Origin of the sequence: Maribacter sp. IgM3_T14_3 (assembly GCF_049603095.1) — a bacterium.
Lineage (GTDB): Bacteria > Bacteroidota > Bacteroidia > Flavobacteriales > Flavobacteriaceae > Maribacter.
In genome coordinates this window covers 3,122,297-3,143,613 of the sequence record NZ_CP187138.1, presented here as the reverse complement: position 1 = coordinate 3,143,613, position 21,317 = coordinate 3,122,297, and the positions used below count along the sequence as shown (strand labels likewise).

General features: G+C 35.0%; 18 protein-coding genes. 11 read left to right on the top strand and 7 right to left on the bottom strand.

The annotated features are described in order from the left end of the window. Positions 1-105: 105 nt before the first annotated feature. Positions 106-2,154, bottom strand: a complete 2,049-nt coding sequence (locus ACPF9A_RS13980) for a M13 family metallopeptidase (RefSeq protein WP_423997895.1) — start codon at positions 2,152-2,154, stop codon at positions 106-108. A gap of 270 nt (positions 2,155-2,424) precedes the next feature. Here ACPF9A_RS13980 and ACPF9A_RS13975 point away from each other — a divergent pair, with 270 nt between their 5' ends. Then, the gene (locus tag ACPF9A_RS13975) at positions 2,425-3,156 is read left to right on the top strand and encodes a carboxypeptidase-like regulatory domain-containing protein (RefSeq protein WP_423997893.1); all 732 of its coding nucleotides are present in this window, start codon (positions 2,425-2,427) and stop codon (positions 3,154-3,156) included. Then, the gene (locus tag ACPF9A_RS13970) at positions 3,156-4,163 is read left to right on the top strand and encodes a transglutaminase domain-containing protein (protein ID WP_423997891.1); all 1,008 of its coding nucleotides are present in this window, start codon (positions 3,156-3,158) and stop codon (positions 4,161-4,163) included. The genes ACPF9A_RS13975 and ACPF9A_RS13970 overlap by 1 nt, the downstream gene beginning before the upstream one ends. A gap of 2 nt (positions 4,164-4,165) precedes the next feature. Here the strand turns inward: ACPF9A_RS13970 and ACPF9A_RS13965 are convergent, their stop codons facing one another. The 4 genes from ACPF9A_RS13965 to ACPF9A_RS13950 all read right to left on the bottom strand — a co-directional run bounded on the left by ACPF9A_RS13965 (position 4,166) and on the right by ACPF9A_RS13950 (position 7,130). Further along, on the bottom strand, positions 4,166-4,684 hold the full coding sequence (locus tag ACPF9A_RS13965; RefSeq protein WP_423997889.1) for a DUF4136 domain-containing protein: 519 nt from the start codon (positions 4,682-4,684) through the stop codon (positions 4,166-4,168). A gap of 66 nt (positions 4,685-4,750) precedes the next feature. Then, positions 4,751-5,752: a GTPase ObgE gene (gene obgE / locus ACPF9A_RS13960; RefSeq protein ID WP_133686411.1), complete on the bottom strand. Its 1,002-nt coding sequence runs from the start codon at positions 5,750-5,752 to the stop codon at positions 4,751-4,753. A 90-nt stretch (positions 5,753-5,842) separates the two neighbouring features. After that, positions 5,843-5,989, bottom strand: coding sequence for a hypothetical protein (locus tag ACPF9A_RS13955; RefSeq protein WP_423997887.1), 147 nt, complete (start codon positions 5,987-5,989; stop codon positions 5,843-5,845). A 31-nt stretch (positions 5,990-6,020) separates the two neighbouring features. Further along, entirely contained in the window at positions 6,021-7,130 is a 1,110-nt protein-coding gene (locus ACPF9A_RS13950) for an adenylate kinase (RefSeq protein WP_423997885.1), read from the bottom strand. Between the two features lie 136 nt (positions 7,131-7,266). On the opposite strand from ACPF9A_RS13950, the gene ACPF9A_RS13945 reads away from it, so the two are divergent. The 6 genes from ACPF9A_RS13945 (at position 7,267) to ACPF9A_RS13920 (ending at position 16,255) form a co-directional block, all read left to right on the top strand. Beyond that, the gene (locus ACPF9A_RS13945) at positions 7,267-8,421 is read left to right on the top strand and encodes a 5-(carboxyamino)imidazole ribonucleotide synthase (protein ID WP_423997883.1); all 1,155 of its coding nucleotides are present in this window, start codon (positions 7,267-7,269) and stop codon (positions 8,419-8,421) included. Positions 8,422-8,426: 5 nt separating this feature from the next. Then, positions 8,427-8,918 carry a 5-(carboxyamino)imidazole ribonucleotide mutase gene (gene purE / locus ACPF9A_RS13940; RefSeq protein ID WP_423997881.1) on the top strand — a complete coding sequence of 164 codons (492 nt, stop codon included), beginning with the start codon at positions 8,427-8,429 and terminating at the stop codon, positions 8,916-8,918. A 71-nt stretch (positions 8,919-8,989) separates the two neighbouring features. After that, positions 8,990-11,008, top strand: coding sequence for a M3 family metallopeptidase (locus ACPF9A_RS13935; protein WP_423997879.1), 2,019 nt, complete (start codon positions 8,990-8,992; stop codon positions 11,006-11,008). A 77-nt stretch (positions 11,009-11,085) separates the two neighbouring features. Beyond that, positions 11,086-11,718: a TMEM175 family protein gene (locus tag ACPF9A_RS13930; RefSeq protein WP_423997877.1), complete on the top strand. Its 633-nt coding sequence runs from the start codon at positions 11,086-11,088 to the stop codon at positions 11,716-11,718. A gap of 330 nt (positions 11,719-12,048) precedes the next feature. Beyond that, entirely contained in the window at positions 12,049-15,834 is a 3,786-nt protein-coding gene (locus ACPF9A_RS13925) for a PAS domain-containing protein (RefSeq protein WP_423997875.1), read from the top strand. Between the two features lie 7 nt (positions 15,835-15,841). Continuing rightward, entirely contained in the window at positions 15,842-16,255 is a 414-nt protein-coding gene (locus tag ACPF9A_RS13920) for a response regulator (RefSeq protein ID WP_423997873.1), read from the top strand. Positions 16,256-16,281: 26 nt separating this feature from the next. Here ACPF9A_RS13920 and ACPF9A_RS13915 read toward each other — a convergent pair whose 3' ends face one another. Beyond that, the gene (locus ACPF9A_RS13915) at positions 16,282-16,635 is read right to left on the bottom strand and encodes a rhodanese-like domain-containing protein (RefSeq protein WP_423997871.1); all 354 of its coding nucleotides are present in this window, start codon (positions 16,633-16,635) and stop codon (positions 16,282-16,284) included. A gap of 72 nt (positions 16,636-16,707) precedes the next feature. On the opposite strand from ACPF9A_RS13915, the gene ACPF9A_RS13910 reads away from it, so the two are divergent. Continuing rightward, positions 16,708-17,262 (top strand): sigma-70 family RNA polymerase sigma factor, encoded by a 555-nt coding sequence (locus ACPF9A_RS13910; protein WP_423997869.1) that lies wholly within the window; start codon positions 16,708-16,710, stop codon positions 17,260-17,262. Between the two features lie 2 nt (positions 17,263-17,264). Continuing rightward, positions 17,265-17,495, top strand: coding sequence for a hypothetical protein (locus ACPF9A_RS13905; RefSeq protein ID WP_423997867.1), 231 nt, complete (start codon positions 17,265-17,267; stop codon positions 17,493-17,495). Here ACPF9A_RS13905 and ACPF9A_RS13900 read toward each other — a convergent pair. Continuing rightward, positions 17,482-18,315 (bottom strand): hypothetical protein, encoded by an 834-nt coding sequence (locus tag ACPF9A_RS13900; protein ID WP_423997865.1) that lies wholly within the window; start codon positions 18,313-18,315, stop codon positions 17,482-17,484. The genes ACPF9A_RS13905 and ACPF9A_RS13900 overlap by 14 nt on opposite strands. A 130-nt stretch (positions 18,316-18,445) precedes the next feature. Here ACPF9A_RS13900 and gcvP point away from each other — a divergent pair, with 130 nt between their 5' ends. After that, positions 18,446-21,298, top strand: coding sequence for an aminomethyl-transferring glycine dehydrogenase (gene gcvP, locus ACPF9A_RS13895; protein ID WP_423997863.1), 2,853 nt, complete (start codon positions 18,446-18,448; stop codon positions 21,296-21,298). Positions 21,299-21,317: the final 19 nt, after the last annotated feature.

Sequence of the window (21,317 nt, the reverse complement as noted above, 5' to 3'; positions counted from 1 at the left end):
CAGACAGATTGCCACGTCGTGAAAAAACTCCTCGCAAAGACGAGCTAAAACACAAAAAAAGGGCGCTACAATGTAGCACCCTTTTATCTTTTACTAAAAAATAATTTACCAAATACTAACTCTCTTTTCAGGAGCTAAATACATAGCATCGCCTTCTTTAATATCAAAAGCATCGTAAAACTCTTGAATATTTAATAAAGGTTGTGTTGCTCTTACCATACCAGGAGAGTGTGGATCAGTTTTGATCTGAGTTCTTAAAGCCTCATCTCTACTCTTCGTTCTCCAAACTGTAGCCCAAGACATAAAGAAACGTTGCTCAGCAGTAAAACCATCGATATCTTCAGGACGACCGTTTTCAGCGTAGTATTTCTGAAGTCCGTCATAAGCACCTAGCAATCCACCTAAGTCACCTATATTCTCACCTAAAGTGAATTTACCGTTTACATAAACTTCTGGTAAAACCATTACGCTATCATACTGTACCGCTAAAGCATCAGCTCTTTCAGTAAAAGCTGCTAAATCAGCATCTGTCCACCAGTTTTTAAGATTTCCATCAGCATCGAAACGAGAACCGCTATCATCAAAAGCATGAGAAATCTCATGACCGATAACAGCACCAATTCCTCCATAATTTACAGCCTCATCAGCAGTATAGTTATAGAAAGGTGGTTGTAAGATTGCAGCAGGAAAAACAATCTCGTTGTTCAACGGATTGAAATAAGCATTTACGGTCTGTGGAGACATTCCCCATTCTGTTTTATCAACAGGTTCTCCAATTTCTGAATAGTTCTTTAACTCTCCCCATTTGTTAACAGCAGTCATATTCTCGAAGTACGACTTGTCTGCAGAAACTTCCATAGTAGAATAATCTTCCCATTTATCTGGGTAAGCAATCTTCACAGTAAATTTATCTAACTTTTCAATTGCTTTTGTTTTTGTAGAATCGCTCATCCAATCTAAAACAGAAATACGTTCTTTAAAAGCATCGATTACATTCGCAATCATTAATTCAGCTTTAGCCTTAGCTTCTGGTGGAAACTTAGCATCTACATACAATTGACCTAAAGCCTCACCAACAGTACCGTTTACCGTTGCCAATGCACGCTCGTCTGCAGCACGTTGTTCTTTTGCACCTCTAAGGTATTTGCTATAAAATTCCCAATCTGCAGTTTCAATTTCAGTAGTTAATTTTCCGGCAGCACTATTAAAGGTATCCCATCTTACCAAAGTTTTGATATCTTCAATCGGTGTCGTTTTCAAAAACTTGTCTAAAGCTTCAGTATATCTTAATTGAGTAACCAAAAGTGTATCAAACTTTTTAGTGATCCCTAAATCAGCGATAAGTTTTTTCATGTCTATAGTAGACATCATTTTATCTACCTCAGCAATAGTTCTAGGGTTATTGTAGTTTCTAGCATCTCTACGCTCCACTTTATTTAAACGTGGCTCAGCCAATTGCGTTTCTAAAGCCAAAATTTTATCTGCAGCTTTCGTTGCATCAGCTTCAGAATCACCTAATTTCTGTAACATTTTAGATACGTGTTTTTTGTACTCTTCACGTATTTCAACAGATTTCTCATCTTCATCTAAGTAGAAATCACGATCAGGCAATCCTAGTCCGTTAGCACCTAAATACACAGCATTCATGCTACTGTTATTTAAATCTGCACCTGCACCAATGTTTAAGAATGGAGAGGATACAGCTGCATTAGTTGCCAATACCGTTTGTAAATCACTTAAATTCTTTACAGAAGCAATTGCTTCAAAGGCTGACGTTAAAGGAGTAATACCCGCTTTATTTCTAGCAGCAGAATCTAACTTAGTATCAAAAATCGCCAAAGCTTTCGCTTGATCGGTATCTGCAGCGTAGTTACCACTTTCTTTTGCAGTAGCTAATATTTTTAAAACATCGTCGTCAGTAGATTTACGAAGTACACTGAAACCACCCCAGCTAGTTCTATCATCAGGAATTTCGGTAAACTTCATCCAGTTTCCGTTCACATAGTTATAAAAATCTGACTTTGGGTTTTGAGTAGTATCCATATTCGCTAGAACGATACCAGGTATTGTTTCTACTTCAGCAGTAGGTTTCGCTTCCTCTTTACAAGAAGCTAAGGCTACCAGTCCGGCAGCTAGAAAATAAATCTTTTTCATTTTGTGTGAGTTAGTTTTTAACGTGTCAGACTATATGACGTTCGTTTTGAGTTTTGTTACAAAAATAACAGGATTTTATTTTCAGATCATTTATTTCACCATCAATTTAGAACATTAACATTTGAAATTGAGTTGTTTACTCACTAAAAACTGGTTAAAAAACTTAAGAATACCATGTTAACTCATTGAAAGTATCGCTTTACTCATTATAGATTTTAAAAGACCCCATTCCATTTTACATTAGAGGTGTACTAATAAAATAACCATATTATGAAAAGCACATTAACAATTGACATAAAAGAACCATGCAAAGAAAAATTCACTAATTTTAGTAAAACCGAAAAAGGAGGTTTTTGCCAAAGTTGTGAAAAAGAGGTAATTGATTTTACCAATTTTTCTGATAATGAACTTATAAATTATTTGAGTCAAGGCAATAAGAAAGCCTGCGGAATGTTCAAGGCATCGCAACTAAAAACATATGAAACCAACTCTTTACAGACTATGAATAATTCTATGTTACATAAAGGAATTGCAATGATGAGTTTTTCTCTTCTAGCCCTATGCGCTACTGAAGTTAAAGGTCAAGAAACAGCAAGTATAGCGCCACCTATTGAAGTTGTATCTACAGATATTATGGGTGATATTTCGTATGTTGAAACTATACAAGAAAAACACACCGTAACAGGTACTATAGTTGATGAAAACAATGAGCCATTACCTGGCGTCAATGTAGTATTGATAGGAACTACAGTAGGTACACAGACAGATTTTGACGGTAAATTTGAATTTCCTCAACAACTAGAAGAGAATGACATTCTAGTACTTAGTTTTATAGGTTACGAAACTAAAACCTACAAAGTCGTTGCAAATGGTAGAGCCAACATCGATATCAATATTACATTTGATGAATACGATATGGTAATGATGGGTGATATAGTGATTGGCGGAACCTACCAAAGCAAAAGAAATATTTTTCAAAAGATTGGAGATATTTTTAAATAATGAGAATTTTCATATTAACTTTTTTCCTCTCATTTTCGTTATTAAGTTTTGCCCAGCGCGCAGATTTTAATCATATAGATTTTAAAAAGGCAGATAGCGTAGCTCATTACTATAAAGATGCCAGCTTAAAAAACTTACCCTTTCTTACCCATAATTTGACAGTAGCATTAGAGACCGATGTAGAAAAATTTAGGGCAATATACACGTGGATAAGCTCAAACATTGCCAATGATTATTCTTCTTATTTAAAAATAAGTAACAAGAGAAAAAGGCTTGCCAAAGACAGGCAAGCCTACTTAGATTGGAATACAAGCATTACACCTAAAGTGTTTAAAAGTTTATTAGAAGATCGAAAAACCGCCTGTACCGGTTATGCATACTTAGTTAAAGAAATGGCAAATCTTGCAGGGTTTACATGTGAAATTATCGATGGCTACGGACGTACACCTACCTTACTTTTAAAAGAGGATAGCGAACCCAACCATTCTTGGAATAGGGTTCAGATAAATGATAAGTGGTATCTGTGCGATGCTACTTGGTCTGCCGGAGAAACTATAGTTGTTAATGGCACTCCGTTTTTTCAGCAAGACTATTTCGATGGCTATTTTTTAGCTGATCCAAAATTATTTGCAAAAAATCATTTTCCAATACAAAAAGAAGGAAGTCAACCTATAAAAAAGGAAAATCTAGATGCTTTTATTGCGGGACCAGTCATTTACAAAGAAGCTTTTTTAGCACCGATAATTCCTATTGCCCCAGTTGCAATGCATAATAATATTCAAAAAGGAGCATCGGTAACCTTTACACTAAAAGTACCAAAAGAATTTACTGGAAATATACAGCTATTGCTGAACAAAGGTGGGAGTCAAAAAAATGGGAATCCGAATATTATAAAGAAAGAAGGTAATATTAGCTTAGTACAAAATTTTGAAAAGAAAGGGCTGTACGACGTTCATATTTCAGTCGAAGACCAACTGATTGCTACTTATGTTATTAAGGTAAAATAGGGTTATTCTGGTGGATACTTGCTGAATATCTTATCGACAACCACCTGTAGTTTTTCTGATTTTTCTTGAGGTGTATCACCCTCACGAAACGGACTTTCGCTAACGGCTTGCCAAATCAGCATATCTTTATTAGAATCAACAAAATCGATTTGTAGTTCTCTGGTCATTTTTGGTCTGCCAACAGGTATACCGATAGATACTCCACCGCCGATACCACCATTTCCACCACCGAGTCCGACACCAACATTATTTGCTGGTTGCGATTTAAATACGGCGCTTTTTATATTGATAAAAATATCTGGCTCTTCAGCAAATTGGTATCCTTTTTCGCCCAAGGTAGCATCTAAGGCATCCATTAATCTTTTCTCGTCCAATTCACTTAGACCAGTTTCCATATCACCAAAATAGTTATAGGTAGCATATGCCGTAAAATCGGTCTGATTATCGTAATCATAATTAACCCTCGCAGATCCGCAAGAAGTTAAAACTAGTAGTACAACACTAAAAAAAAAGATTCTCATGATATTGACTTTCCTTAAAATTAAAGAAAATAAAAGAGTAAGATACTATTTTATGAAGGTATTCGATTAAGCGTTAAGCATTGCCCAAAGCTTATCTTTCAATTCTACGATACCCATTTGTGCTACAGATGATATAAACATAAACGGAGTACCATTTAAATCTTTATTAAGTTCTTCTCTCATTTCATCCATTAATTCATCATCTAGCATATCGCTTTTTGAGATACAGATAAGGCGTTCCTTATCTAACAATTCTGGATTATACCTTCTTAACTCATCAAGTAGAATCTCATACTCTTTGCTGATGTCTTTACTATCTGCAGGAATCAAGAACAACAAATTGGCGTTACGCTCAATATGTCTTAAAAAGTAATGACCTAAACCTTTACCTTCAGCAGCACCTTCTATAATACCAGGTATATCTGCCATTACGAAACTCTTGAAATCGCGGTATTCTACAATACCTAAGTTAGGTTTTAAGGTTGTAAACTCGTAATCTGCAATTTTAGGTTTTGCAGAAGTTATCACCGATAACAAAGTCGACTTACCTGCATTAGGAAAACCTACCAAACCAACGTCTGCTAATACTTTAAGCTCTAAAAGAAACTCACCTTCAAGACCGTCCATACCAGGTTGTGCATATCTTGGTGTTTGGTTTGTTGCTGTTCTAAAATGCCAGTTACCACGACCACCCATACCGCCTTTCAGTAGAATTTTCTCTTCGCCATGTTCTGTAATTTCAAAAAGCACATCTTTGGTTTCAAAATCTTTAACAACGGTACCTAACGGGACATCTAAATAAACATCTTCTCCATCTGCCCCTGTACTTCGGCTTTTACTACCGTGCTCACCATGACCGGCTTTAAAATGTTTGGTGTATTTAAAGTTGATCAAGGTCCAAAGATTTTCGTTACCACGAACAATTATATGTCCGCCACGACCACCATCACCACCATCAGGTCCGCCTTTGGTAATAAATTTTTCTCGGTGCAAATGCACAGATCCCTTGCCTCCTTTACCAGAAGTCAAACCCACCTTTACATAATCTACAAAATTGCCTTCTGTCATGGTATACTTTTAATTATTCGATACACCCATTATTTGGAGTGTACAGCTAGCACATTATTTACGAATATATGAATATTGCTAGTGGTTCTTCTATAAGCCAAAATCTAAAGAGTCATCTATGTAAAAAACATAAATTAGATATACTATGGCTATGATTATAAATGTCAAAATAGCAACCCCTACCGTAAGCATGCAACTTTTTAAACCATCTTTAGGTCTTATTACTTCGTCTGGCATAGGTATGTTCTATTATCGGTTTAGAAATTCTTTACTCTAAATCTTCTATCACCTTTGTTAAACGCTCGGTAATTTCAGCTAAAGTCCCGATTCCGTCCACACTATAGAACTTATCTTGAGATTCGTAAAACTCCTTAACAGGGGTAGTTTTTACATTATACTCTTCAAAACGGTTTCTAATTTTGGCAACATCTTGATCATCACTACGACCACTAACTTTACCACGTTCTAATAGACGCTCCAATAACACTTCATCGTTGGCTTCTAATGCAATGGTAGCATTGATTTTCATGTCTTTAGACTCCAAAAAATTATCAAGAGCTTCGGCTTGTGCTGCAGTTCTTGGGAAACCGTCAAAAATGAATCCGTCTGCATCAGGGTTTTTCTCCACCTCTTCTTGTAACATTTTAATGGTCACCTCATCTGGCACCAAATCACCTTTATCAATATATGACTTGGCTAAAGTTCCTAAATCCGTTCCGTTTTTGATATTGAATCTAAAAACATCTCCGGTAGAAATATGCTTCAAATTATATTTTTCTTTTAGGAATTCTGCTTGCGTGCCCTTGCCGGCTCCTGGCTTACCAAAGAGTACAAGATTAATCATATGTTTCTGGTTTAGTTGGTATACTTCTTTTAAATTTCTTCCTTGTTCTTTATAATCTAGACCATAACCAACAATAAAATTATCGGGTATTGCCAAGCCAAAATAGTCAATTGCGTATTCGCCTTTATATACATCTGGCTTATAAAAAAGACTGGCTATTTTAAATTCTTTCACCTTGGTTTTAGAAAATAAATGCACCAATTTCTGCAAGGTACGCCCTGTATCAATAATATCTTCTAAAATAATAACACTACGCCCTTCAATATTTTCTGGCACATCTAACAATGTCTCTACAATGCCCGTAGATGTTAAGCCTTGGTAAGAGCTAAGTCTTACAAAAGAAACTTCGCAAGGGTGCTCATAGGCTTTCATTAAATCTGAAATGAACATGAATGACCCGTTCAACACACCAACAAAAATGGGTGTCTCATCTTTGTAATCTTCGGCAATTTTATCGGCAACCGTTTTTACGGCCTGTAAAATTTCAGATTCGCTTAGATAAGGTTTAAAAAACTTGTCGTGAATTTGTATCAATTTTCATAAATTATCAAGGTTTGCAAAGATAAGGTATTGCCTTGTGTTTTTGATTAGAAAGGAATTGGTTTCTAAGATTTAACCGTATTTTTGTTGTACTTAAGGCGTTTTCTCAACTGCCAAAAGCAACAATTATATGGATTATTTTTCTTCAGGTTTTAAATTAGGCATTTTAGGTGGTGGTCAACTCGGTAAAATGATGTTGTACGAAACCCGAAAATGGGATATTTACACTAAAGTATTAGATGCTTCTTCTGAAGCACCAAGTAGAATGTCGTGTAATGAATTTGTACAAGGCAGTCTATTAGATTTTGATACGGTATACAATTTTGGTAAAGACGTAGATGTACTAACCATAGAGATAGAAAATGTAAATCTTGATGCTTTAGAAAAATTAGAGGATGAAGGTGTAAAAGTATACCCGCAACCAAAAGCATTACGCATTATTCAAAATAAGGCAAAACAGAAATTGTTTTATGTAGATAACGAAATACCTACTGCAGATTTTCAGCGCTTTGCCTACTTGAGTGAAATTGAAGATAGTATTGAAAACGGAGGATTACAATTTCCATTTGTGTGGAAAGTAGCTCGATTTGGGTATGACGGACAAGGAGTTAAAGTTGTTCGTAGTTTAGCCGATTTGAAAGGATTACCTGCAGGAGAATGTATTACCGAAACTATGATTCCGTTTAAAAATGAACTAGCGGTTATTGTTTCTAGAAATGCTGAAGGTGAAATTAAAACATACCCAGTGGTAGAGATGGAATTTCACCCAGAAGCAAATCAAGTAGAGTATGTTATTTGCCCTGCTCGTATTGATGAAAAAGTAGCTGAAAAAGCACGCTCATTGGCATTGAAAGTTGCTGAGAAAATCGGACTCACAGGTTTGTTGGCTGTCGAAATGTTTCAGACAGTAGATGATAAAATATTGGTAAACGAAGTAGCACCAAGACCACATAACAGTGGGCACTACAGTATTGAAGCCAGCTACACCAATCAATTTGAACAACACATTCGCAGTATTCTAGGTTTACCTTTAGGAAACACCGATAGCAAAGTAGCAGGTGTAATGGTAAATTTAGTAGGTGCAGAAGGCCATACAGGTGATGTAGTTTATAAAAATATTGAAGAGATTTTAGCCATGGAAAGTGTTACTCCGCATATTTACGGAAAAGCACAAACAAGACCGTTTCGTAAAATGGGTCATGTTACCATAGTAAACAATGATTTAGCAAAAGCAAGAGCAATTGCCGAAAAAGTAAAGGAAACAATTCAAGTGATTTCAAAATAAAAAACATGAGTAAAGTAGCCGTAGTAATGGGTAGTACAAGTGACATGCCCGTAATGCAAGATGCCATAGATATTTTAAGAGGATTTGATATAGAGGTCGATGTAGATATTGTATCTGCCCATAGAACACCAGAAAAATTATTCGATTTTAGTAAAAATGCACACACTAACGGCTATTCTGTTATTATCGCAGGTGCTGGTGGTGCCGCACATTTGCCTGGTATGGTTGCTTCTATGTCTCCGTTACCTGTAATCGGAGTTCCTGTAAAAAGCAGCAATTCTATCGATGGCTGGGATTCTATTCTTTCTATTCTTCAAATGCCCGGTGGTGTACCGGTTGCTACTGTTGCGCTAAATGGCGCAAAAAACGCGGGAATTTTAGCTGCACAGATTATTGGTAGTTCGGATAAATGTGTTTTAGATAAAATTATTCTTTACAAAGAAGGTTTAAAACAAAAAGTTATCGATGGCGCAAAGGCTGTGAACGGTAAACAATAAAAAGTTAATACAACGAATTTTAATTTATTTGTGTGGTCTTAAATTTGACCCCTTGAACTTGAACTTGAAATATGAATCCATTATTATCCCCTTTCGATACCGCTCCGTTTTCACAAATAAAAAATAAGCATTTTAAGCCTGCATTTTTACAATCTATAGAAGATGCAAGAGCAGAAATAGATGCCATTACAGAAAATACAGATGCTCCGACATTTGAAAATACATTAGAAGCATTAGAATTTTCTGGTCAGCAATTGGACAGAATATCAAGTGTATTTTTCAACCTGAATTCCGCCGAAACAAATGAGGAGATTCAGAAAATAGCGCAAGAGGTTTCTCCGTTATTATCAGAATTCGGAAATGATATTACATTAAACGAAGCATTATTCAAAAGAGTAAAAGCTATTTATGACCAAAAGGATTCTTTAGACCTTACGGTGGAACAAAAAACATTACTAGATAAAAAATACAAGAGCTTTAGTAGAAACGGTGCTAATTTATCCGAAGAGAAGAAAACTCGCTTAAGAGTTATAGATGCCAAGCTTGCCAAGTTGAAATTGACGTTCGGCGAGAATGTACTTGCTGAAACCAATAAATATCAATTGCACCTAACGGATGAAGCTGATTTAGACGGATTACCAGAAGGTGAAAAGGAAGCTGCAGCACAGTTGGCAATTTCAAAAGGTAAAGAAGATGGTTGGATGATCACGTTAGATTACCCAAGCTATATTCCGTTTATGAAATATGCCAAAAACAGAGAGTTAAGAAAAGAACTTTCAATGGCGTTCGGTAGTAGAGCATTTCATAATGACGAATTAGACAATCAAAAAAATGTTCTTGAAATTGCAAAATTACGTTTTGAAAGAGCCAATTTATTAGGCTACAAAACACACGCTAATTTTGTTCTTGAAGAGCGCATGGCAGAGACTCCAGAAAAAGTACATTCATTTTTAAACGAATTGCTTTCGAAAGCCAAACCTGCTGCAGAGCGTGAGTTTAAGCAATTAGAAGATTTTGCAAAAAAACTAGATAATATCGACCGTTTAGAAAAATGGGACAGCAGTTACTACTCTGAAAAACTGAAGCAAGAGTTATTCAATTTAGATGACGAGAAGCTGAAGCCCTATTTCAAATTAGAAAATGTTATAAACGGTGTTTTCAAAGTAGCAGAAAACTTATTCGATTTGCAGTTCGAAGAAGTACATGACATTGAAAAATACCATGACGAGGTTAAAACGTATAAGGTTTACGATGCCGATAAAAATTTCGTATCACTTTTTTATGCCGATTTTCACCCAAGAGCAGGTAAACGAGGTGGCGCATGGATGACATCTTACAAATCGCAATGGAAGGGAAATGGCGAAAATGTGCGTCCCCATATATCGAACGTGTGCAACTTTACACCGTCAACGAAAAGCAAACCATCATTACTAACTTTTAACGAGGTTACTACGTTGTTTCATGAATTTGGTCATGGTTTACATGGCATGCTGGCAAACACCACCTACCCTAGCCTATCTGGAACATCTGTTTTTTGGGATTTCGTAGAATTACCGAGTCAGGTTTTAGAAAACTGGTGTTACGAAAAAGAAGCATTAGAATTATTTGCAAAACATTATGCAACTGGAGAAACCATACCTATGGAGCTGGTTGAAAAAATAAAAGAATCTGCCACTTTTCAAGAAGGGATGCAGACATTACGTCAATTAAGCTTCGGATTGTTAGATATGTCTTGGCACGGTGTTGACCCTACAGGCATTACCAATGTAAAAGCACATGAAGATGAAGCTTTTAAAGATACAAGCCTTTACCCAGAAACACCGGATACGTGTATGAGCACTGCGTTCTCTCATATTTTTCAAGGAGGATATTCATCTGGCTACTACAGTTACAAATGGGCTGAAGTACTAGATGCTGATGCATTTGCTTACTTTAAAGAAGAAGGTATTTTCAATAAAGAAGTTGCTACTAAATTTAAGGACAATGTATTGTCGCAAGGTGGTACCGAAAACCCAATGACACTTTACAAAAGATTTAGAGGAGCAGAACCAAAGGTTGAGGCATTGCTAGAAAGAGCAGGGTTGATTTAGAAACTCTAAATAAATATAACCTCGTTGAGCAATCATTTTAAATAAGTTTTATTTAAATTGATTGCTCAATATTTTATATGCATAAATTTATTTACGACAAAAAGAGAGTATCGTCATTCTGCGATGCTGTTTTCTCTATAGCAATGACCCTATTAGTTCTTGAAATAGATGTACCCAGTGTAGAAACGATTTATAAAAAAGACTTCCTAGTTATTTTATCTGATCGTATTCCTAATTTTATTGGCTTCTTTGTTAGCTTTATGGTTATTGCCATATATTGGGTAAGTCACCTACGTATTTTTAGGTATGTCAAAGAAATTACCGAAAAAATTATATGGTTGAATATAGCTCTACTGTTAAGTGTTGTTTTTCTTCCCTTTTCAACTGCTATTTATGTAATCGACTTTTTTGGTACCGCGCCTTTTGTATTTTATTGCTGCAACCTAATAGTTTTAGGTTTACTGAATTATTTACTGGTAAGAGAAATTATAAAGAAAGGGATAGGTTATAAAGACATGACACCAACCATAGGTAAATGGTTAAAATTTAGGGCATTAAATGCAGTTGTTATTTGGAGTTTAGCAGCCATACTAGCACCATTATTACCAATAACTGCACGAGTAATTTTTGTGCTTATTTTCATAGTTCAATTATTAGGAGATAAATACTTTAAAAAGAAAATCAATCCTATTCTAATAGAAAAAGAATAGATATTATTGACAGCTTTAATTTTAGTTAGAAATCGTTCTTATCTGTCACACCATAATCATCAGGCATTTAGATTCAAAAAACGGTTCACTAATTAAAATAATCCTCATATGACCATGCCTAAAGTCAGCTTGATTATTAGTGTTTAGATTCAATAAATTTTAAAGGTATCGTCATTGGTTCAACTGACTTTAGAATTCAATTAACTTACGAACCTTCTACTAATCAAATATTTATTAATTATATTGTAGCTAATTAGCCACAATATCGTTTTATATTCAAAACCTCCCCCGTTTTGTTTTCACATTTTAATTAGTAAACTCTTGAATGAAATGAGTAAAGAGAACACTCTTCTTCAAATAGACCAAGTTGATGCCTCCATCAACAGCAATAATCATATGGGTATATTCAAATTTGAAGTAGATTGTAATAAGCTATATTGGAACGATGTACTGAAAGAAATTCATCAAGTACAAAAAACCTATATACCCGATACAGATAATATCTACGGAAATTGCAAAGAAGGTACTCTTAAAGAAAATCTTTTAAAAGCACACACACAGGCTTTATTAAACGGAGTTTCATTTGAAGTTGAATATGAAGTGTTGACCAGAAAAGGAAATTCTCGTTTTCTACACGTAGCAACACACGCTATTAAAAGTGATGATAAATGCACAAGCTTACATGGTTTCATAACCGATATCACCAACACTAATAACAAAAAAACAGATACTTACATATTAAAAAAGCAATTAGAATTTGCAGAAAAACTAGCAAATTCCGGCTCTTGGAAATGGGATATAAATTTAGACACGCTGACCTGGTCAGATAATTTTTACCATATTCTAAAACGCAATAAAGAAAGTCCTTTGTCATTCGATACATTTTTAGAATATGTTCATGAAGAGGATAAAGAAAAAATAGCTACAAAATTTGACCTAGCCTTAAAAAGAAAGCATTTTCCTGATTCAAATTATCGCATTGTTTTAAAAGATGGCACGATCAAAAACATGAAATCTATTGGAGAGGTTATAACCGATGTGCATGGCGAGGTCATAACAATAATGGGCACCTGCCAAGATACTACAGAAAGCAAAAAGAGAGACCAACAGCTTATTCAAAAAAATCAACAATTAGAATTAACCGAAAACAGTAACGAAGCAGGCACGTGGCAATTGAATCCGAAAACAGGAGCGTTTAAATGGTCAGACAATCTTTACAAGATTACAGATTTCGAATATGGTGAACCAATGAGTTTCGAAATTCTTTACGCTCGAATACACCCAGAAGACAAATTACATGTTGATGAGGCTTTGAAATGTGTACAAAAAAATGGCATAAAGCAAACCTTCACACACCGACTTATTACAAGAAAAGGCAATATTAGAACACTAGAGATAACTGCAGATCAGGTGTCAAATAAAATTAGTAATGAGAGAGAACTAATAGGTACGGCACGCGATATATCTTACAGAATAAAAATCGAAAAAGAATTAATAGAAAAAAACCAACTGCTTAATTTTACCGAGCATCTTACAACTATCGGGCACTGGAGATATAAACCCGGAACGAATGATATTTTTTGGTCAGAAAACCTTTTTCAAATGTTCGACCAACCAAAAACCGACAAACTATCTTTTAGTACTTATTTCAATAAAATTCACTCAGATGACAAAGCATTTGTAAAAGAAAAAATAGACCAATCTATTATTGACCACAAATTCTATGATTTTACCCATAGAATAATTCATCGCGATAACTCTGTAAGAATTATTCAAATTATCGGTAAGGTAACGATAAACGCAAATGATGGTTCGCAAGAATTACTGGGAACATGCCTCGATATTACAGAAAATGAATCGAGAGAGTTTGACCTTATCAAAAAAAATCAACAGCTAAACTTTGCCGAAAAAATGGCCATGATCGGGTACTGGCAATGGGACACACCTACAAACAAAGTGTATTGGTCAGATAATTTACACGCTATATACGGTCATGACAAAAATGCCGACTTAACTTTTGAAACTTACATTAGCTATATACATAATGAAGATAGAGAAAGAGTAGTTTCTAGTCTAGAAAACGCCATGTTAACTGGTAAATTCCCTGAATCAACCTATAAAATTCAATTAAACGATGGTAGTGTAAAAACTATTAAAACTGTAGGCCAAATAGTTCGAAATAACCAAGGTGAAGTTTTAAAAATGTCTGGCACTTGCCAAGATATAACTGAGGTAAAAAGAAAAGAATTAGAATTATTACAAAAGAATGATCAATTCAATTTTGCCGAAAAAATAGCGAATATTGGTTCTTGGCAGTGGAACCCACAAACTGAAGAAATTAAATGGTCAGATAACCATTACAGAATTTATGGATTTGAAATTGGCTGTTCATTACATATAGAAACCATACTTTCTCGTATTCACCCAGAAGATATTAATGCCGTACAAGAATTAAAAAATCAATTTTTTATTGATAAGAAGTTTGACAAAATACAATTCCGTATACCATTCGATGACGGAATCATAAAAACAGTAGAGGTTATAGGTGAAGCTATTACCGATCAAGAAGGTAATATTATCGTATTTAAAGGCACAAGTCAAGACATTACCAGCCGGGTAAAAGCAGAACAACTAATTAAAGAAAAAAATCAATTACTATCTTTTACCGAAGAAATGGCACTAATGGGGTCTTGGCAATGGAACCCCAACACAGGCGTATCTAATTGGTCAGACAATCTGTACAAGATTTATGACATAGAACAAGGCTTACCTGTAGATATGGATTTATTTTTATCAAGATTACATCCAGATGATTCTCATAGAATAAAAAAAGAAATAGAAGCCATAGTTAAAACTAAAACCAACAAATCTATACTGTCATTCCGAATTGTTTTAACAAATGGAAACATTCGTTCTATAGAGCTTTTATCAGAAGTCATAATAGACCGACAAGGAAATATATTAGAAATGATAGGTACCGCACAAGACGTTACAGATCGCATTAGAAGAGAACAAGATTTAATAGAAAAAAACCAACTTTTAAATTTTGCCGAGCAACTATCCAGTCTTGGTCATTGGAAATGGGATATTGTGAACGACAAAATGGAAATGTCCTCAAACTTATTGAAAATTTTAGATTTCGACGAGGATACTCCCTCCGATTTTAAAACTTATTTAGATAGGGTACACCCCGATGACAGAGACAAGGTCATTTCTGAAAGTGAAAAAATTCTTGACACGAAAAACTTTGATAAATTTCAACATAGAATAATCAAAGACAACGGTAGCATAAGAACTATAGAAATTATTGGCGCCGTATTACTCAATGAAGCCGGTGATGTTGTTGAGCTTATTGGATCAAGTCAAGATATTACTGAACAGGTCGAAGCTCAGCAAAAAATAATAAAAGCAAATAAAAATTTAGAAGAATCAACAATCATTTTGACTTCTAAAAATAAACAATTAGCAGAATTTAATCATATTACATCTCATAATTTAAGGTCTCCTGTTAGTAATTTAAATGCTTTGCTTGGTTTATTTAAAAATTCAGAGAGCGAAAGTAAAAAAGTAGAAATTTTTACAAAATTTGAAATTGTAATAAATCATTTAACAGAGACACTAAATACTTTGATCGAAACCATAACTATTAAACACAACGCTGGCGAGATTAAAGTAAACCTCTATTTCGAACAAACCTTAAACAAAACAAAAGAGATTCTAGCTGCCGAAATAATGAATACAGGTGCCATTATAAAATTTGATTTTTCTAAAATGAAAAACGTAATGTATAACCCCATATATTTGGAAAGTATATTTCTAAATCTAATTAGTAATTCTTTAAAATATAAAGCACTCGATAGAGCACCCGAAATTTTAATAATTTCTGATGTGGTAAATGGAAAAACTACTTTAGAGTTTAAGGATAACGGATTAGGTATCGATATGGAAAATTACGGAGATAAATTATTCGGACTTAATAAAGTATTTCATAAACACCCCGATGCAAAAGGGGTTGGTTTATTTTTAACCAAAGCACAAATAGTTGCAATGAACGGCTCAATTTCGGCGAAAAGTGAAGTTAATGTAGGTACCACATTTTTCATCACCTTAAATTAATAAATAGATGGACAAAAGTATTAATGTTTGCATAATAGATGATGATGAAGTGTTTCAATACACGATACTTCACACATTAGAGGCACATAAATCTGTCGGTAATATAATGCCATTTACAGATGGTGCCGAAGCAATGACTTTTTTTAATGAAAATTTAGACAATCTTGACAAATTACCAGATGTCATTTTTCTTGATGTAAATATGCCGGTAATGGACGGGTATAGATTTATGGATGAATACACTAAAATAATACCCGAAGTTGTTAAGAAAATAACCATTTACATCTTATCATCTTCAGTGGATCTAGTAGATTTTGAAAAGACCAAAAATATAAAAGAGGTTTCAGATTATATTATTAAACCTATACGAGAACCTCAATTGACAAAAATTCTAGCAGAATTGGTAATGAATAATAATTAATAGTGGGAACAAAATGCTATTCTAAATTATTTTTTAGTCGAATATGCATCATACCCACCTTCTAAATCCACTACATTTTTAAATCCGAGTTCGAGCAATCTTGCTTGAGACTTTAGGCTTCTACCTCCTTTTTTACAATAGACATAAATCTTTTTGGCTTTATCTAGTGTTGCGACTTGTTGGTTGAACTCGTTTGACAGCCAATTCATATTTAAAGCACCATTAATACAGCCTGCAGCAAATTCTTCTGGTGTTCTTACATCAAGTAATATTTCTTTTGTTTCATCGAAGCCTTCAAATTCAACAATTGGTTGCGATTCTATTTGCGCCAAAACAAAATGTGAGCTAAGTATCAAAACAAAAAAAAGTATATTCTTCATGACATAAGTGTTTACATTCAAAAGTAATCATAATACACAAAATTAAATTACTTTTGAAGACCAGATTATAAAATGGAAACAAACAGCCTAAATCCTGATAAATGGGTGGATCTCTATGCAGACTACCTCTTCAATTACGCCGTAACAAGAGTAAGTGATGTAGAAATCGCGAAAGATCTTGTTCAAGATACTTTTATAGCGGGATTAAAATCTGCAAAAAATTTCAAAGGCGATGCGGCAGAACGCACTTGGTTAATAGCGATATTAAAACGCAAAGTTATTGATCACTACCGAAAAATAAATTCAAAAAAAGGCAAGGCAGAGGTTCGCATGAGTTACAGTTCGCAAACAGACGCTGAAGGTGATTGGTTAGAAGAGCGTATTGCCGATCCGAATAGCAATTTTGAAAATGACGCTCTTGAAAATGAAGAATTAGGCCTTGCGATTCAAAACTGCATATCAAAATTACCTAAAAAGCAAGCTCAGGTTTTTACCATGAAAACTATTGAAGGCATGGAAACTGAAGATATTTGTAATGCATTAGGAATAAATGCGTCTAACCTCTGGGTAATGATACATAGAGCCAGAACAGGCTTAATGGGTTGTTTAAATCAAAATTGGTTTTAGTTATGATGATTTCATGTGAAAAAGCGGCGAATATATGCGACAAAGCGCAATACAAAGAAGCTTCGGGTTGGGAAAAAATGAAATTAAAGTTTCACTTACTTATCTGTAAAACCTGTGCAAAGCACAGCAAAGACAATACGAAGTTAACATCACTTTGCAATCAAGCAAGACTTGCTGTTTTGTCTGATGAGGAAAAGAAAAAAATGAAAGAAACTTTTTCTAAAGCAAAATAATATACTTTTTACTTACTATAAAAAGCAACCACCAAAGCAAAGGAATTGCCTCTACCCAAAAAGATGAAAAATATTTCTTTTGGTTTAATTCCGTCTTATAAATCAGTAGTAATAAAACTAAAAACAGAATTGTTTTAACTAAAATATGAGTACGATCCAAATCTGTTTTCAGAAAGGTGATTAAGTAAAATAGAATTGTCCACCCGTACCCAATCATTTTCGCTCCTTTTACCCCTACTCGTTGTGGTAATGTTTTCAATGCGGCATTATCATATTTCAGATCTCGTATTTCGAAAGGCACCAATAGTATCAGTACAAAAAGAAAACGTTGAAAAGTTTCTACCTTCACATTCCAAGAGATAGTATCTAATTGAGATATTGCCGGTAAAATTACCGTTGTACCTGCCCAAACTGCGGCAACAATTAATATTTTCAATCCGCTAAAGCTTCTAAAATTCTTATTCTTCGGCAAAACAGGTAACGCATACAATCCGGTTATAGCTGCTAAAATCAATAATCCGACAAATACTCTTTCAGACAGAAAAAACAACTGATAACCTGCAACAAGAAGACATCCAAAACTAAAAAATTGTATATTTTTTTGATAGGAATTGGCTACAAGAATATATTTCTCGGCCTCAACTCCGAATTTTACAAAATTATAACAGCTTATCGACCCGAAAAAAATAAAAAAATAAAGCTCAAGAGGCACACTTATGTTTAAGGTAAGTGCAGTTACATGTACCAAACTAAAGATAGCCAAGGCAACGTGAATACTGGCATCGAGGTAAAAATCAAATATCTTGTTGATTAAGCTCATTAAACAAAAGTAGCTAAAGTGTTTATAACCTTTTGTTTTGGTTAAAAACTTTAAACAGTTGAGCAAGTTACAACCCTAATTTAAACACATAAAAGTGGTAATTTTACACATTATATAACAATTAGTATCTATGAAGACTGACGTGTTTGCTCTGCGCCATATCGGCATTAGGGAAGAAGATTTAAATACCATGTTCAACACTGTCGGTGTTGAAAATTTGGAACAACTAATTAGTGAGACCATACCGGATCATATTCGCCTAAAGCAGCCTTTGAAATTAGATGCGCCTATGAGTGAGCATAAATTTCTTGCACACACCGAGGCTTTATCTAAAAAGAATAAAGTTTTTAGAACCTATATTGGTTTAGGTTATCATGAAAGTTTGACCCCTTCGGTAATTAAAAGAAATATTCTTGAAAATCCGGGGTGGTATACCGCCTATACTCCGTATCAAGCAGAAATAGCACAAGGCAGACTAGAAGCGCTATTAAATTTCCAAACCATAGTTGCTGATTTAACAGGTATGGAATTGGCCAATGCTTCGCTACTTGACGAAAGTACAGCAGCAGCCGAGGCAATGACGATGCTTTTTGATGTAAGAAGTCGAGATCAAAAAAAGAACGATGTTGTAAAATTCTTTGTGTCAGAAGAAATATTACCACAAACATTATCCCTTTTAAAAACCCGTTCTATTCCATTAGGTATAGAGTTGGTAATTGGCAATCATGAAGAGTTTGACTTTAGTACTGATTTTTACGGTATTTTATTACAATACCCGGGCAAATATGGACAAGTATACGACTACTCTAATTTTGTCGCTAAAGCAAAAGAAAATGATATTAAAGTTGCGGTAGCCGCTGATATCATGAGTTTGGTTTTATTGACTCCACCGGGCGATTTCGGTGTAGATGTAGTTGTTGGTACTACCCAACGTTTTGGTATTCCGTTGGGTTATGGTGGTCCGCATGCGGCTTTCTTTGCCAATAAAGATGAATATAAAAGAAGTATACCTGGTAGAATAATCGGTCTTACAAGAGACACCGATGGCAAACCTGCATTACGTATGGCATTGCAGACCAGAGAACAACATATTAAAAGAGACAAGGCAACCTCTAACATTTGTACAGCTCAAGTTTTATTGGCTGTAATGGCAGGTATGTATGGCGTATACCACGGTCCAAAAGGTCTTACCTATATCGCAACTAAAATTCATGCCACGGCCGTCACTTTGGCAGATGCTCTTGAAAATTTAGGGTTATACCAACTAAATACTGCCTATTTCGATACTATAACGGTAAAAGCAGATTCAGGTAAAGTACGCCCAATTGCAGAAGCGAATGAAGTTAATTTCTACTATGTAGATAATGAAACTATTTCAATAGCTATTAACGAAGCTACATCATTAGAAGACTTAAATCAGATTATTTCAATTTTCGCCGAAGCACTTGGCAAAACTGCATCTGAGGTTAGCAGTTTATTGAACTCAACTTCAATACCTGAAAATAATAAGCGTACTAGTGCTTTCATGGAAAATAAGGTATTTAACTCTTACCATTCAGAGACAGAGTTAATGCGTTATATTAAAAAGTTGGAGCGTAAAGATTTAGCTTTAAACCACAGCATGATTTCTTTAGGTAGCTGTACTATGAAATTAAATGCCGCAAGTGAAATGTTGCCATTAAGCTCATCGAACTGGGGAAATATTCATCCATTTGTACCAGTTGAACAAGCAGAAGGCTATCAAATTATTTTACGCGAATTGGCAAAAGACCTTTCAATCATTACAGGTTTTGCAGATACTTCGTTACAACCAAATTCTGGAGCGCAAGGTGAATATGCAGGGTTAATGGTTATTAGAGCATACCATGAATCTAGAGGTGAATCTCATAGAAACATATGCTTAATTCCTTCATCTGCACACGGTACCAACCCAGCATCAGCTGTAATGGCAGGTATGAAAGTTGTAGTTACCAAAACAGATGAGAAAGGAAATATCGATGTTGCTGATCTTGAAGAGAAAGCAATATTACATTCAGAAAACTTAGCTGCATTGATGATCACATACCCATCTACACATGGCGTATTCGAATCATCGATAAAGCAGATTACAAAATTAATTCATGATCACGGTGGTCAAGTTTACATGGATGGTGCAAACATGAACGCACAAGTTGGCTTAACGAACCCAGCTACTATTGGTGCAGACGTTTGTCACCTAAACTTACATAAAACATTCGCTATACCACATGGAGGTGGCGGACCGGGTGTGGGACCGATTTGTGTTGCACCACAACTTGTACCATTTCTACCTAGCAATCCAGTAATAAAAACCGGCGGCAAAGATGCCATAACCGCTATTTCAGCAGCACCATGGGGAAGCTCGTTGGTATGCCTTATCTCGTACGGATATATTAAAATGTTAGGTGAATATGGCTTAACACATTCTACGAAAATTGCCATACTGAACGCCAATTATATTAAGCATAAACTTGAAGGTAAGTTCGATGTTTTATATACAGGTGAAAAAGGTAGAGCAGCCCACGAAATGATCTTAGACTGTAGACCATTTAAACAAAATGGTATTGAGGTGACCGATATTGCCAAACGACTGATGGACTATGGTTTTCACGCACCAACGGTATCTTTTCCTGTTGCAGGAACGGTGATGATAGAACCTACTGAAAGTGAAAATTTAGCAGAATTAAATAGATTCTGTGAAGCTATGGTATCTATTCGTGCAGAGATAGATGAATCTAATGCCGATGAGCCGAATAACGTACTTAAAAATGCTCCGCATACTTTAGAAATGGCTACAACAGATGATTGGCAGTTCCCATATTCAAGACAAAAAGCAACTTTTCCATTACCATACATTGCCGAAAACAAATTTTGGCCATCGGTACGTAGAGTTGACGATGCTTATGGAGACCGTAATTTAATTTGCACGTGCGCTCCAATCGAGGCGTATATGGAAGCTGAATAAACGCTCTAAACCTATACTG

Bases quoted from the DNA above. Each gene is read 5' to 3' on its own strand.
- obgE (WP_133686411.1), bottom strand. From the start codon at position 5,752: ATGACAGAAGGCAATTTTGTAGATTATGTAAAGGTGGGTTTGACTTCT.
- ACPF9A_RS13900 (WP_423997865.1), bottom strand. From the start codon at position 18,315: ATGAGCTTAATCAACAAGATATTTGATTTTTACCTCGATGCCAGTATT.
- ACPF9A_RS13905 (WP_423997867.1), top strand. From the start codon at position 17,265: ATGATGATTTCATGTGAAAAAGCGGCGAATATATGCGACAAAGCGCAA.
- ACPF9A_RS13965 (WP_423997889.1), bottom strand. From the start codon at position 4,684: ATGAGAATCTTTTTTTTTAGTGTTGTACTACTAGTTTTAACTTCTTGC.
- ACPF9A_RS13915 (WP_423997871.1), bottom strand. From the start codon at position 16,635: ATGAAGAATATACTTTTTTTTGTTTTGATACTTAGCTCACATTTTGTT.
- ACPF9A_RS13930 (WP_423997877.1), top strand. From the start codon at position 11,086: ATGCATAAATTTATTTACGACAAAAAGAGAGTATCGTCATTCTGCGAT.
- ACPF9A_RS13920 (WP_423997873.1), top strand. From the start codon at position 15,842: ATGGACAAAAGTATTAATGTTTGCATAATAGATGATGATGAAGTGTTT.
- gcvP (WP_423997863.1), top strand. From the start codon at position 18,446: ATGAAGACTGACGTGTTTGCTCTGCGCCATATCGGCATTAGGGAAGAA.
- ACPF9A_RS13945 (WP_423997883.1), top strand. From the start codon at position 7,267: ATGGATTATTTTTCTTCAGGTTTTAAATTAGGCATTTTAGGTGGTGGT.
- ACPF9A_RS13955 (WP_423997887.1), bottom strand. From the start codon at position 5,989: ATGCCAGACGAAGTAATAAGACCTAAAGATGGTTTAAAAAGTTGCATG.
- ACPF9A_RS13910 (WP_423997869.1), top strand. From the start codon at position 16,708: ATGGAAACAAACAGCCTAAATCCTGATAAATGGGTGGATCTCTATGCA.
- ACPF9A_RS13975 (WP_423997893.1), top strand. From the start codon at position 2,425: ATGAAAAGCACATTAACAATTGACATAAAAGAACCATGCAAAGAAAAA.
- ACPF9A_RS13925 (WP_423997875.1), top strand. From the start codon at position 12,049: ATGAGTAAAGAGAACACTCTTCTTCAAATAGACCAAGTTGATGCCTCC.
- ACPF9A_RS13935 (WP_423997879.1), top strand. From the start codon at position 8,990: ATGAATCCATTATTATCCCCTTTCGATACCGCTCCGTTTTCACAAATA.
- ACPF9A_RS13980 (WP_423997895.1), bottom strand. From the start codon at position 2,154: ATGAAAAAGATTTATTTTCTAGCTGCCGGACTGGTAGCCTTAGCTTCT.
- ACPF9A_RS13970 (WP_423997891.1), top strand. From the start codon at position 3,156: ATGAGAATTTTCATATTAACTTTTTTCCTCTCATTTTCGTTATTAAGT.
- purE (WP_423997881.1), top strand. From the start codon at position 8,427: ATGAGTAAAGTAGCCGTAGTAATGGGTAGTACAAGTGACATGCCCGTA.